General features: G+C 66.0%; 10 protein-coding genes. 3 read left to right on the top strand and 7 right to left on the bottom strand.

The annotated features are described in order from the left end of the window. A complete protein-coding gene (locus BM436_RS07800; RefSeq protein WP_093554946.1) occupies nucleotides 1-2,088 on the bottom strand; it encodes a 3-hydroxyacyl-CoA dehydrogenase NAD-binding domain-containing protein in 2,088 nt (695 codons plus the stop codon). A gap of 300 nt (nucleotides 2,089-2,388) precedes the next feature. On the opposite strand from BM436_RS07800, the gene BM436_RS07795 reads away from it, so the two are divergent. The 3 genes from BM436_RS07795 to BM436_RS07785 are packed head-to-tail and all read left to right on the top strand — an operon-like array spanning nucleotide 2,389 to nucleotide 6,062. After that, nucleotides 2,389-4,041 carry a methyl-accepting chemotaxis protein gene (locus BM436_RS07795; protein ID WP_229489570.1) on the top strand — a complete coding sequence of 551 codons (1,653 nt, stop codon included), beginning with the start codon at nucleotides 2,389-2,391 and terminating at the stop codon, nucleotides 4,039-4,041. Nucleotides 4,042-4,045: 4 nt separating this feature from the next. Continuing rightward, nucleotides 4,046-4,606 carry a chemotaxis protein CheD gene (locus tag BM436_RS07790; protein ID WP_093554944.1) on the top strand — a complete coding sequence of 187 codons (561 nt, stop codon included), beginning with the start codon at nucleotides 4,046-4,048 and terminating at the stop codon, nucleotides 4,604-4,606. Beyond that, entirely contained in the window at nucleotides 4,572-6,062 is a 1,491-nt protein-coding gene (locus BM436_RS07785) for a chemotaxis protein CheW (RefSeq protein WP_093554943.1), read from the top strand. The genes BM436_RS07790 and BM436_RS07785 overlap by 35 nt, the downstream gene beginning before the upstream one ends. A gap of 1 nt (nucleotide 6,063) precedes the next feature. Here the strand turns inward: BM436_RS07785 and BM436_RS07780 are convergent, their stop codons facing one another. The 6 genes from BM436_RS07780 to BM436_RS07755 form a co-directional block, all read right to left on the bottom strand. Continuing rightward, entirely contained in the window at nucleotides 6,064-6,759 is a 696-nt protein-coding gene (locus BM436_RS07780) for an ABC transporter ATP-binding protein (protein WP_093554942.1), read from the bottom strand. Then, nucleotides 6,752-7,552: an ABC transporter ATP-binding protein gene (locus tag BM436_RS07775; protein ID WP_229489568.1), complete on the bottom strand. Its 801-nt coding sequence runs from the start codon at nucleotides 7,550-7,552 to the stop codon at nucleotides 6,752-6,754. Before BM436_RS07775 ends, BM436_RS07780 begins: the two co-directional genes overlap by 8 nt. Continuing rightward, a complete protein-coding gene (locus BM436_RS07770) occupies nucleotides 7,549-8,829 on the bottom strand; it encodes a branched-chain amino acid ABC transporter permease (RefSeq protein WP_093554941.1) in 1,281 nt (426 codons plus the stop codon). The genes BM436_RS07775 and BM436_RS07770 overlap by 4 nt, the downstream gene beginning before the upstream one ends. Beyond that, nucleotides 8,826-9,770, bottom strand: coding sequence for a branched-chain amino acid ABC transporter permease (locus tag BM436_RS07765; RefSeq protein WP_093554940.1), 945 nt, complete (start codon nucleotides 9,768-9,770; stop codon nucleotides 8,826-8,828). Before BM436_RS07765 ends, BM436_RS07770 begins: the two co-directional genes overlap by 4 nt. A gap of 134 nt (nucleotides 9,771-9,904) precedes the next feature. Continuing rightward, nucleotides 9,905-11,134, bottom strand: a complete 1,230-nt coding sequence (locus BM436_RS07760; RefSeq protein ID WP_093554939.1) for a branched-chain amino acid ABC transporter substrate-binding protein — start codon at nucleotides 11,132-11,134, stop codon at nucleotides 9,905-9,907. A gap of 50 nt (nucleotides 11,135-11,184) precedes the next feature. Next, complete coding sequence (locus BM436_RS07755; protein ID WP_177307045.1) at nucleotides 11,185-12,810, bottom strand: 3-(methylthio)propionyl-CoA ligase; 1,626 nt, start codon at nucleotides 12,808-12,810, stop codon at nucleotides 11,185-11,187. Nucleotides 12,811-12,932 lie beyond the last annotated feature (122 nt).

The raw sequence follows: 12,932 nt of genomic DNA, 5'->3' as shown, positions 1-12,932 counted from the left end.
TTAGCCGTTGAAGCCCTTGCCCTCGGCGGCCAGCTTGACCAGCAGCGGCGCCGGTTTCCAGGCGTCGCCGTGGCGGCCGCGCGCCAGGCGCTCGATGGTGCCCAGCACGTTGGGCAGGCCCACCGTGTCGGCGTAGAACATCGGGCCGCCGCGGTGCAGCGGGAAGCCGTAGCCGGTCAGGTACACCATGTCGATATCGGAGGCGCGCAGCGCGATGCCCTCCTCCACGATCTTCGCGCCCTCGTTGACCAGCGCGTACACCAGGCGCTCGACGATCTCCTGGTCGCTGATCTTGCGGCGCTCAACGCCCAGGTCGGCCGAGTGCTTGACGATCATCGCGTTCACGTCCTCGTTCGGATAGGCCTTGCGGTCGCCGGCCTTGTAGTCGTACCAGCCGCCGCCCGTCTTCTGGCCGAAGCGGCCCATTTCGCACAGCAGGTCGGCGGTCTTCGAGTAGGTGATCTCCGGCGATTCCACGTAGCGGCGCTTGCGGATGTACCAGCCGATGTCGTTGCCGGCCAGGTCGCCCATGCGGAACGGGCCCATGGCGAAGCCGAACTTCTCGACCGCCTTGTCCACCTGCTCCGGCAGGCAGCCCTCCTCCAGCAGGAAGCCGGCCTGGCGGCTGTACTGCTCGATCATGCGGTTGCCGATGAAGCCGTCGCACACGCCGGAGACGACGCCGGTTTTTTTCAGCTTTTTCGACAGCGCCAGCGTGGTCGCCAGCACTTCCTTGCCGGTTTTCGCGCCGCGCACGATCTCCAGCAGCTTCATCACGTTGGCCGGGCTGAAGAAGTGGGTGCCGACCACATCCTGGGGACGCTTGGTGAAGCTGGCGATCTGGTCCACGTCCAGCGTGGAGGTGTTGGAGGCCAGGATGGCGCCCGGCTTCATCACCTCGTCGAGCTTGCGGAACACGGTTTCCTTGACGCCCATCTCCTCGAACACCGCCTCGACCACGATGTCGGCGTCGCCGATCTCCTCGTAGCTCAGGGAACCGGTGATCAGGCCCACGCGCTGGTCGAACTTCTCCTGCGTCAGCTTGCCCTTTTTCAAGGTGTTCTCGTAGTTCTTGCGGATCGTGGCCAGGCCCTTGTCCAGCGCCTCCTGCTTCATTTCCAGGATGGTGACCGGGATGCCGGCGTTGGCGAAGTTCATCGCGATGCCGCCGCCCATGGTGCCGGCGCCGATCACGGCCGCCTTCCTGATGGCGCGCACCGGGGTGTCGGCCGGCACGTCGGGCACCTTGCTGGCCTGGCGTTCGCTGAAGAAGGCGTGGCGCAGCGATTTCGACTCGGGGGTCTGGATCAGCGCGATGAAACGCTCGCGCTCGAACTTCAGGCCGTCCTCGAACTTCATGGTCACGGTGGCGGCCACGCATTCCACGCATTCCAGCGGCGCCGGGAACGGGCCCGACATCGCCTTCACGGTGTTGCGCGAGAACTGCAGGAAGGCCTCGTGATTGGGGTAGTCGACCTTGATGTCGCGCACCCGCGGCAGCGGACGCGCGTCGGCCACCTTCCCGGCGAAGGCGACGGCCGATGCCAGCAGGTCGGCGTCCGGCGCGAACATCTCGTCGAACAGCGCGGTGCCCTTCAGCTTCTCGGACGCCACCGGCGTGCCGGAGACGATCATGTTCAGGGCCATTTCCAGGCCCAGCACGCGCGGCAGGCGCTGCGTGCCGCCGGCGCCGGGCACCAGGCCCAGCTTCACTTCCGGCAGCGCGATCTGCGCGCCCGGCATCGCCACGCGGTAGTTGCAGCCCAGCGCCAGTTCCAGCCCGCCGCCCATGCAGACGGTGTGGATGGCGGCGACCACCGGCTTGGTGGACTCCTCCACCGTGCGGATCAGCGAGTGCAGATTCGGCTCGGCCAGCGCCTTCGGCGAATTGAACTCCTTGATGTCGGCGCCGCCGGAGAAGGCCTTGCCCGCGCCGGTGATGACGATGGCCTTGACGGCGTCGTCCGCCAGCGCCTTCTGGACGCCCTGCACCGCCGCCAGGCGGGTCGCGTGGCCCAGGCCGTTGACCGGCGGGTTGTCCAGGGTGATGACTGCAACAGAACCTTGTACGTGATATTCGGCACTCATGTCTCTTCCTTCTTGTAGTGTGAACAGGCTGCAAAAACCTAACTATAACGCAAAAACGAACGGTCGTATTATTTTTTTTAAGCCGTCGCGCCGGCGTCGCTTGCCTCCCGAAAGTGTTGCCCTACGTCCACTCCAGCGACATGCCCCCGCCGCTTTTTATTGTATCGGTGGAGAATCGGCGTAATAATCTTTAACACCTTTGACGCCAATCAATAAATCGGCGGCCTTATTCAGTTATCAACGGGAGCCTCCATGGGCAGCACGATTATGCAGCAAGCCGATACGCACGAGCTTGAATTAGTGGCAATTAATACCGCGTTGAATCGCGTGCAGGCCGTGATTGAATTCAACCTGGACGGCACCATCCTGCAAGCCAATGACAATTTTCTGCGTACGCTAGGCTACTCGCTGGACGAGGTGCAAGGCAAGCATCATTCCATTTTTTGCGAACCGGCCTACGCCGCCAGCGACGCCTACCGCAAGTTCTGGGAAACGCTGCGCGCCGGCCAGTTCGACCAGGGCGACTACAAGCGCCTGGCCCGCGACGGCCGTGAAATCTGGATCAACGCCTCGTACAACCCGGTGTTCGACACCGAGGGCCGCCCCTACAAAGTGATCAAGTTCGCCACCGACATCACCGCGTCGAAGATGCGCAACACCGAGTTCGAGGGCAAGGTCAGCGCCATCGACAAGGCCCAGGCCGTCATAGAGTTCGACATGCAAGGCCACGTCCTGAACGCCAACGACAACTTCCTGGCCGTGATGGGTTACGCGCTGGAGGATATCCGCGGCGAACACCACCGTTTATTCTGCGACCCCGTTTATGCGAATACCATTGAATATAAGAAATTTTGGCAGAAACTCAACCGGGGTGAATTCGATTGCGGCCGATATAAGCGCGTCGGGAATAATGGCAAGGTTATCTGGATCCAGGCGACTTACAATCCGATATTCGATCTGAACGGCAAACCCTATAAAATCGTCAAGTTCGCCATCGACATCACCGAGCAGGTATTGCTGGAAGAAAGCATCCACGCCAGGGCCGAATCGGACGGCAACAAGGTGACGCAACTGTTGCAGGCGGTGGCGCGGGCCGCCAAGGGCGACCTGACCAGCGAGGTCCAGGCCGCCGGCGACGAGCCGCTGGACCTGCTGGGCATCGGCATCGGCAAGATGATGGCCGACCTGCGCGGCGTGATCGGCCAGGTGGTCGGCTCGGCAACCGGCTTCGCGGACGCGTCGCAAACCATCGCCGAGCGCGCCGGCGTGGTCGCCTCCGGCACGCAGGCGCTGGGCGCCACGGTGGAGCAGATGAACGCCTCCATCGACGGCCTGAGCAAATCGATCGATTCCATCGCCGCCAGCACCGCCAGCGCCGACGCGCTGGCCAAGGCCACCCAACAGGAGGCCGAAACCGGCGCCAAGGCCGTGGCCCGGTCGATCGAGGCCATGGACCTGATCAACCGTTCGTCCGAGGACATCGGCGAGATCGTCAAGGTCATCAGCGAGATCGCCAGCCAGACCAATATGCTGGCGTTCAACGCCGCCATCGAGGCGGCGCGCGCCGGCGAGCACGGCCTGGGCTTCTCGGTGGTGGCCGACGAGGTGCGCAAGCTGGCCGAGCGCTCCTCGCAGGCGACCAAGGAGATCTCCAAGCTGATCAACGAATCGGTCAAGCGCGTCACCTCCGGCAGCGACATTTCGCGCCAGGCCAGCGACGCCTTCGACAAGATCGTCAGCGGGGTCGGCAAGACCGGCCAGGCCATTTCGGAGATCTCGCAATCGGCCAGGGAACAGCTGCTGGCCGCGCGCGAGGTCAGCGCGGCCATCCAGTACATCGCCGAGGAGGCGGAAAAGTCGGCCGGCAGCTGCGACAGCATCGCCCGCTCCACCGAGGGCTTGAACGAGCGGGCGGCGGACCTGAACAAGACCGTCTCCGGCTTCGTGGTCTGAACCCATGGCGGGCCCCGCCCAGCCCGCGGGCGCCACCCTGGCCCGCGCGCCGGCCACGCTGCCGCGCGAGGTCGGCATGGGCCGGCTGGCGGCCGGCTCGCGCGGCGACACGCTGGTGGCCGTGCTCGGCTCGTGCGTGGGTCTGGCCCTGCTGTGGCCCCAGGGCGGGCGCTGCGCGCTGGCGCACTGCCTGCTGCCGGCCGCGCCGCCCGGCGAGCGCGGCATGGGCGCCCGCTACGTGGACCAGGCCGTGCCCTCGATGCTGACCGTGCTGGGCGCCACGCCGGCGGACTACGCCGACATCGACGTCGTGGTGGCCGGCGGCGCCAGCATGCTGGGCCCCGGCACCGGCCTGCTGACGGTGGGCCGCCAGAACATCGTGGCGGCGCTGGCCGTCCTGCAGCGCTACGGTCTGCGCGTGACCGACAGCGACCTCGGCGGACATGCCGGCCGGCGCATGCTGATCGACTGCGCCCGCTATCAATGCGCCATTCAAACCATCACCACTCCGGCCCTGGAGGCCGCCGACCATGGAAAACACCGACACCGCAGCGCCCGCCACTGAACTGTTCGGCTCCTTCATGCTGGGGGAGGACGAGTTCGCACTGCCCGCCAGCTGCATCCGGGAGGTGGTGAACTTCCCCGAGCGGCTCACCGCCTTGCCGCTGTGCCCGCCCTATCTGGAGGGCATGTTCACCCTGCGCGGCAGCGTGATCCCGGTGGTGAACCTGGGCCGCCTGTTCGATCCGGACGCGCCGGCGGCCGCGCCCAGCCACAAGATCGCCATCATCGACCACCAGGACGTGCTGGTCGGCATCCTGTTCCACGCCACCGGCGAGATCCTGCGCGTGCGGCCCGAGCAGCGCACGCGGCTGGCCTACGACGGCGCCGCCGCGCCGGGCGTGATCGCCGGCACCATCCTGCTGGACAACGGCGCCAGGCTGCTGCAAATCCTGGCCCCGGCCAGCCTGGTCCGCGTGGAAAACGTGCCGCAGGTGGTCGCGCTGCGCATCGCGGCGCAGCCGGCCGGCGGCGCGCGCGCCGCGCTCGGGCGGCGCCGCCACTGCGTCACCTTCCGCTCGGGCGGTTCGCGCTTCGCGCTGGAGATGGCGGCCATCCAGGAAATCATCCGCGTGCCGGAGCTGCAGGGGTCGGTGCTGAACAGCAAACTGTGCCTGGGACGCTTCAATTTCAGGGGCAGCCAGGTGGCCGCGGTGGACTTCGCCACGCTGCTGGGCGGCGAGGCCGCCGCGCCGGGCCCGGAGCGGCGCGTGATCGTGGCGCGCATCGACCACGCGACCATCGGCTTCCTGGTCGACGAGGTGGACAGCATTGTCCATTTCGCCAGCGAGGAGCTGCTGCCGATTCCCTTGCTGAGCAAGGCGCGCGCCGCCATGTTCGGCGGCTGCCTGACGCGGCCGGACGGCGCCGACATCATCCTGCTCGACCACCAGGGCATTTTCTCCCACGCCGAGATCACCCGGATGCACCAGGGCCACGCCGCGCTGTTCCTGGACCAGGGCCAGGTCCGCGCCGAGCGCAAGACCCGGCGCAAGGTCTACCTGACGTTCCGCGTGCAAGAGAGCTACGCGCTGGAAATCACGCAGGTGCGCGAGATCATCGACCGCAAGGGCGACATCACGCGCCCGCCGGGCATGCCGCCCCATGTGGCCGGCGTGCTCAACCTGCGCCAGCGCATGGTGATCCTGATCGACCTGCGCCAGCTGTACGGCATGGCGCCGCTGGAGCAGGAGGAAGGGACCAAGGTGCTGGTGATCGAGCGCGGCGAGGAGCGCTACGGGCTGGTGGTGGACGGCGTGGAGACCATCGTCACCATCGACGACAGCCATCGCTACGGCGCGCCCCAGCTGATGCGCGGGGGCCAGCGCGCCGGCGGGCCGCAAAGCGAATCCAGCGAAGTGCTGGAACTGCCGCTGCCCGACGGCGGCACCCGCACCGTCTGCATGTTCGACTGCGCGCGGCTGCTCGACAAGCTGGCGCCCGAGGGCGTGGCCGCCTAGGCTAGACCTCCAGCCACTCCTTGCGGACGGCCGCGTCGGCGCGCAGCTGGGCCGGCGTGCCCTCGAACACGATGGCGCCGTGGCCCATCACGTAGACGCGCTGCGAGATCTCCATCGCGATCGCCAGCTTCTGCTCCACCAGCAGCACCGACACGCCCTTCTCCTTCAGCGCCATCAGGTACTCGCCCACCAGCGTCACGATCTTCGGCGCCAACCCCTCGGTGGGCTCGTCGATCATGATCAGGTCCGGATCGCCCATCAGGGTGCGGCACAGGGTCAGCATCTGCTGCTCGCCGCCGGACAGCACGCCGGCAGGCACGGCGCGCCGCTCGCGCAGCCGCGGGAACATGCCGTACATGTCCTCCAGCGACCAGCGCCCGCCGCGCTTGCCGGACTTCTCGCCCAGCACCAGGTTCTGCTCCACCGTCAGCGTGGGGAACACGTCGCGGCTCTCCGGCACGTAGCCCAGTCCCTTGTAGGCGATCTGGTAGGCCTTCAGCCCCAGGATGTCCTCGTTCTTCAGTTTGACCGAGCCGGTGGCGCTGACCTGGCCCATCGCGGCCTTGACCAGGGTGGAGCGCCCGGCGCCGTTGCGGCCCAGCAGGCTGACGATCTCGCCCGGCTTGACGTGCAGGTCGACGCCGTGCAGCACGTGGCTCTTGCCGTAGTAGGCGTGCAGGTTGCGGATCTCAAGCATATTCGGTCTCCTGTTCCGTGCCCAGATAGGCCGATTGCACCTCCGCGTTGCCGCGGATGCGTTGCGGCGTGTCGCAGGCGATCACCTCGCCGTACACCAGCACCGCGATCTTGTCGGCCAGGCCGAACACCACGCCCATGTCGTGCTCCACCATCAGCAGGGTCTTGCCGACGGTGACCTTGCGTATCAGTTCCACCGCCGCGTCCGATTCCGAGCGGCTCATGCCGGCCGTCGGCTCGTCCAGCAGGATCACGTCGGCGCCGCCGGCGATGGTGATGCCGATCTCCAGCGCGCGCTGCTCGGCGTAGGTCAGCACGCCGGCCGGCACGTGGCGCTGGCGCTGCAGGCCGATCTGCTCCAGCACCTGCTCGGCGCGCTCGTGGGCGTCCCGCAGCTTGCCCAGCTGGTGCCAGAACGAATACTTGTAGCCGAGCGACCACAGCACCGCGCAGCGCAGGTTCTCGTAGACCGACAGGTTGACGAACAGATTGCTGATCTGGAAGCTGCGCGACAGCCCCAGGCGGTTGATCTGGTACGGCTTCTTGCCGCTGATGACGCCGCCGTTCAGCCTGATCTCGCCGGACGACAGGGGGAAGCGTCCGGAGATCAGGTTGAACAGGGTGGACTTGCCGGCGCCGTTGGGGCCGATCACCGCGCAGCGCTCGCCCTTGGCGATGCCGAGGTTGGCGCCCCGGATGATCTCGGACTTGCCGAAGCTCTTGCGCACGTCGCGCAGCTCCAGCGCCATGGCGGGAACATGCGCGGGCATGGTCGGATTGTGCATGGCGCTCATGATGCGCTCCTTATTTTAGCGGCGATGACGGCGCTGGCGTCGTTCCAGGCCTCGGCGAACGCCGGTTGCGCGCGGCGCCAGCCCAGCACGCCGGCCAGCATCAGGCCGCCGGCCACCAGCCACGGCATGGCATGGCGGGTGTCCGCCGCCACGCCGAACAGGTTCTTGACGCTGCCGTTGGCCGCCTCCATGGTCAGGTGGTACAGCATTTCCACGCACAGCACCAGACCCAGCACGGCCGGCAGCGCGGCCAGGCACACCCAGCCCAGCGGTCCGGCCACGCGGCCGAACTGGCCGAACTTGGCGGTGCGCAGCAGCAGCATCAGCAGGCTGCCCAGTCCGCCAGGCGCGTAGCGCACCAGCAGCACGAAGAACAGGCCCAGATACAGCTGCCAGGCCGGCGTGTAGTCCGACAGCAGCACCGAGAACAGGATGCCGACGATGGCGCCCAGCAGCGGCCCGAAGAAGAAGCCGATGCCGCCGATGAAGGTGAACAGCAGGATACTGCCCGAACGGATCGCGCTGACGTTCTCCGCGCTGACGATCTCGAAGTTGATGGCGGACAGCCCGCCGGACACGCCGGCGAAGAAGGACGACAGGATCAGCACCAGGTAGCGCACCCACTGCGTGTCGTAGCCGATGAACTCGACACGCTCCGGATTGTCGCGCACGGCGTTGATGATGCGGCCCAGCGGCGTGTGCGTGTAGGCGTAGACGGTGACGGTGCAGACGAACAGCCAGAACGCGATCAGGTAGTAGACCTGGATCTGCGGACCGTAGCTGATGCCCAGGATCTTGTCGCCGATCACGCGGTTGGTGGTGACGCCGCCCTCGCCGCCGAAGAAGTCCGGGAACATCAGCGAGCTGGCGAACACCAGCTCCACCAGGCCCAGCGTGATCATGGCGAAGGTGGTGCCGGCGCGGCGCGTGGTCACATAGCCGAACAGCACGCCGAAGGCCATGCCGGCGAGGCCGCCCACCAGCGGGATCATGCTGGTGGGGATGGGCGCCTGGCCGGCGCCGGCCAGGTTCATCGCGTGGATGGCGAAGAACGCGCCCAGGCCCGAATACACGGCGTGGCCGAAGGACAGCATGCCGCCCTGCCCCAGCAGCATGTTGTAGGACAGGCCGAAGATCATCACCGTGCCCATCTGGGACAGCAGGGTCAGGCCGCCGCCCTTGCTGAAGACCAGCGGCGCGGCCAGCAGGATCAGGGCGTAGGCGCTCCACAGCAGCCAGCGGCCCAGGTTCATAGGTTGAAAGCGCACGGTGCTCATTCGCGGGTCCCCAGCAAGCCCTTAGGGCGGAAAATCAGGATCAGTACCAGCAGCAGGTACGGCAGGATGGCCGCGCTCTGCGCGATGGTCACGTTCATCAACGCGTAGAACGGCGTGCCCGGCGAGACGGAGGCGCCCATCTGGCCCAGCAGGCTGGCGAAGGAATAGTCCAGCGCCACGGCGGTGGTCTGCATCACGCCGATCAGCAGCGAGGCGATGAAGGCCCCGGCCAGCGACCCCATGCCGCCGACCACCACCACCACGAAGATGATGCTGCCGACGGTGGCCGCCATGGCCGGTTCCGTGACGAAGGCGTTGCCGCCGATGACGCCGGCCAGGCCGGCCAGCGCGCTGCCGCCGCCGAACACCCACATGAAGATGCGCGGCACGTTGTGGCCCAGCGCCTCGGCCGCCTCGGGATGGGTGAGCGCGGCCTGGATCACGAGGCCGATGCGGGTGCGGGTCAGCACCAGCCAGATGCCGCCCAGCATGGCCAGCGCGACCAGCATCATGAAGGCGCGGTATTTGGGGAAGCTGGTGGTGAACAGGGTGAACAGCGGTCCGTCCAGTTCCGCCGGGATGGCGTACTGCACGGCGGCGCGGCCCCAGATCAGCTGCACCAGCTCGACGATGAGGAAGGACAGCCCGAAGGTGAACAGCAGTTCGGGGATGTGGCCGAACTTGTGCAGCGGCCGCAGGCCGTAGCGCTCGACCATCGCGCCCAGCAGGCCGACGGCGACGGGCGCCAGCACCAGCGCGGGCCAGAAACCGATCTGGCTGCTGATGGTGTAGGCGATGTAGGCGCCCAGCATGTAGAAACTGGCGTGCGCGAAGTTGAGCACGCCCATCATGCTGAAGATCAGCGTGAGCCCGGACGACAGCATGAACAGCAGCAGTCCGTAACTCACACCGTTCAGCAGTGTAAATAAGGTGAATTCCATAGATATCCGGGGAGAATGCGCCGCGTGGGGCGGAATGGCGCGCCGGGCTCGGCGCCCGCCGCCATTCCGCCGGATGCAAGCGGTCCAGCAACCATCCGGCGGGCCGAGCGCCCCGCCCTACGCGTTCTGAAGATTTAGCCTGGGCGTTTCATCTGGCAGGAGGTGGGCTGGCCGGCGACGTAGGCGTCGATCTTCTTGTCCATGCGCCAGCCGTAGCCGGTGCCTTCCTGGTCGTATTTGATGTCCTTGCCGTTGGTCTTGGTCCAGGTGCCGATGTACAGGTTTTGCTGCAGTTGGTGGTCGGCCTTCTGCATCATCACGCCGCCGTTCAGCGACTGCGTCTTCATGCCCTCCAGCGCGAACGCCACCTTGACCGGATCGGCCGTGCGGGCGGCCTTGATCGCGTTCGACAGCATGGTGATGATCACGTGCGTCTGCGCCGCGTAATAGTCGTCGTTGTACTTGGCCTTGAACGCCTCCACCACTTCCTTGCCGTTCAGCGTCTCGTTGTTGGCCATCCAGTTGCCGATGATCTTGGTGCGCTCGGCGCCGGCGGCGCCCATCGCGGTCGGCACGCCGGTGGTGATGCCGTAATAGGTGTAGAAGTTGGCCTTCAGGTCGGCGTCCTTGGCGGCGCGGATCAGCAGCGCCAGGTCGGCGCCCCAGTTGCCGGTGATGACGGTGTCCGCCCCCGCGGCCTTGATCTTGGCGATGTAGGGCGAGAAGTCCTTGACCTGGCCGATCGGGTGCAGGTCGTCGCCGACGATCTTGATGTCTGGCCGCTTGCGCGCCAGGTATTCCTTGGCGGCGCGGCTGACCGCGTGGCCGAAGGCGTAGTTCTGGCCGATGATGTAGACCGCCTTGATGTTCTTGTCCGGCGCCATGTAGCTGGTCAGCGCCTCCATCTTCATGTCCGAGTTGGCGTCGAAGCGGAAGTGCCAGAAGCTGCACTTGCTGTTGGTCATGTCGGGGTCGACCGCCGCGTAGTTCAGGTAGACGACCTCCTTGCCGGGATTGCGCTCGTTGTGCTTGTTCACCGCGTCCAGCAGCGCCAGGCCGACGCCGGAACCGTTGCCCTGCGTGATGTAGCGGTAGCCCTGGTCGATCACGGCCTTGAGCTGGGTCAGCGATTCCTGCGGGCTGCCCTTGTTGTCGAAGCCGACCACCTCGATGGTGTTGTCGCCGGCCCACTTGCCCTTGTTGGCCATGTCGGCGATCAGCTGGAAGCTCTTGAGCTGGTTTTGCCCGACCGGCGCGAACGGGCCGGACAGCGGGTCGATGAAGGCGATTTTCACGTTCTCGGCACTGGCGGCCGAGGTCATCAGGGTCAGGCTGATTGCGATTGCGAGCTTGCGGTAGGTCATGGTCTCCATCCTTCTTTATCGTTTTAGTAGGGCCTTCGTACAGCGGTCAATCAAGCGGTGGGCAGTTTGTGCTCCTTATATAGTTCACGCAGTTTGTTTTTCTGAACCTTGCCCGTGCCGCCCAGCGGCAGCGTGTCGGCGAAGACCACGTCGTCCGGCAACCACCATTTGGCGATCTTGCCCTCGTAAAATTTCAACAACTCTTCGCGGCTCACCGCCATGCCGGGCCGCACCACCACCACCAGCAGCGGGCGCTCGTCCCATTTCGGATGCGCCACGCCGATGCAGGCGGCCTGCATCACGGCCGGATGCGCCGTCGCGATGTTCTCCAGGTCGATGGTGCCTATCCATTCGCCGCCGGACTTGATCACGTCCTTGCTGCGGTCGGTGATCTGCATATAGCCGTCGGGGTCGATGGTGGCCACGTCGCCGGTGGGGAACCAGCCGTCCTGCAGCGGGTCGCCGCCCTCCTCCTTGTAGTAGGACGAGATGATCCATGGTCCTTTGACCAGCAAGTGGCCATAACTGCTTCCGTCCCACGGCAACTCCTTGCCGTCGTCGTCGACGATCTTCATGTCCACGCCGTACACCGCGTGGCCCTGCTTCTGCAGGATCTTGCGCTGCTCTTCCCTGGGCAGTTCGGCGTGCTTGGCCTGCAGCATGCAGGCCGTGCCCAGCGGCGACATTTCCGTCATGCCCCAGGCGTGCACCACTTCCACGTCGAACTCGTCGATCAGCGCGTTCATCATCGCCGGCGGGCAGGCCGAGCCACCGATCACCGTGCGGCGGAAGGTGGAGAACTTCAGCTTGTTCTGCGTCGCGTAGTTGATCAGGCCCAGCCACACGGTCGGCACGCCGGCCGAGAACGTGACCTTCTCGGACTCGAACAGCTCGTAGACGGATTTGCCGTCCAGCGCGGCCCCCGGGAACACCAGCTTGGCGCCGGACAGCGGGACCGAGTACGGCAGGCCCCAGGCGTTGACGTGGAACATGGGCACCACCGGCAGCACGGTGTCCTTGGCGCTCACGTTGAGCGCGCCCGGCATCGCCGAGGCGTAGGCGTGCAGCACGGTGGAACGGTGCGAATACAGCGCGCCCTTGGGATTGCCCGTGGTGCCGGACGTGTAGCACAGCGTGCAGGCCGAGTTCTCGTCGAACCGCGGCCACGCGTAGTCGTCCGAATGGGAGTCGATCAAGTCCTCGTAGCACAGCAGATTGGCGACGCGCGTTTCCGCCGGCATGCGGTCGCGGCCGCACATCAGCACATAGGTCTTGATCTGCTTGCACTGCGCGGCCACCGCTTCCACGGCGGGCAGGAAGGTCAGGTCGAACAGCAGCACCTGGTCTTCCGCGTGATTGATGATGTAGGCGATCTGGTCTGGATGCAGGCGCGGATTGATGGTGTGCAGCACCGCGCCGGAACCGGACACGGCGTAATACGCTTCCAGGTGGCGGTAGCCGTTCCAGGCCAGGGTGGCGACGCGGTCGCCGATCTCGATGCCCAGGCCCTGCAAGGCGTTGGCCAGGCGGCGCGCGCGCTGGTGGCACTCGCGGTAGGTGTAGCGGTGGATGTCGCCCTCGACACGGCGCGAAACGATTTCGCTATTGCCGAAATGACGCGCCGCAAACTCGATGATGCTGGAGACAAGCAGCGGCTGGTTCATCATCTGGCCCATCAATGGGCTCCGAGGCAACGGACTCTGCGGATAGGACATCGGGTCTCCTTGGTGTTTTGCTTTATTAGTATGAATCTTCTATAAACAAATAATGGAACGTGCGTGCTATTTTCGTCAAACAG

The sequence above is a fragment of the Pseudoduganella namucuonensis genome (genome assembly GCF_900116645.1).
Classification (GTDB): domain Bacteria; phylum Pseudomonadota; class Gammaproteobacteria; order Burkholderiales; family Burkholderiaceae_D; genus Rugamonas; species Rugamonas namucuonensis.
The sequence above is the reverse complement of the archived record's forward strand: the minus strand, read 5'-3'. Positions and strand labels throughout refer to the sequence as shown.

Bases quoted from the DNA above. Each gene is read 5' to 3' on its own strand.
- BM436_RS07790 (WP_093554944.1), top strand. From the start codon at position 4,046: ATGGCGGGCCCCGCCCAGCCCGCGGGCGCCACCCTGGCCCGCGCGCCG.
- BM436_RS07770 (WP_093554941.1), bottom strand. From the start codon at position 8,829: ATGAGCACCGTGCGCTTTCAACCTATGAACCTGGGCCGCTGGCTGCTG.
- BM436_RS07765 (WP_093554940.1), bottom strand. From the start codon at position 9,770: ATGGAATTCACCTTATTTACACTGCTGAACGGTGTGAGTTACGGACTG.
- BM436_RS07760 (WP_093554939.1), bottom strand. From the start codon at position 11,134: ATGACCTACCGCAAGCTCGCAATCGCAATCAGCCTGACCCTGATGACC.
- BM436_RS07755 (WP_177307045.1), bottom strand. From the start codon at position 12,810: ATGGGCCAGATGATGAACCAGCCGCTGCTTGTCTCCAGCATCATCGAG.
- BM436_RS07780 (WP_093554942.1), bottom strand. From the start codon at position 6,759: ATGCTTGAGATCCGCAACCTGCACGCCTACTACGGCAAGAGCCACGTG.
- BM436_RS07800 (WP_093554946.1), bottom strand. From the start codon at position 2,088: ATGAGTGCCGAATATCACGTACAAGGTTCTGTTGCAGTCATCACCCTG.
- BM436_RS07775 (WP_229489568.1), bottom strand. From the start codon at position 7,552: ATGAGCGCCATGCACAATCCGACCATGCCCGCGCATGTTCCCGCCATG.
- BM436_RS07785 (WP_093554943.1), top strand. From the start codon at position 4,572: ATGGAAAACACCGACACCGCAGCGCCCGCCACTGAACTGTTCGGCTCC.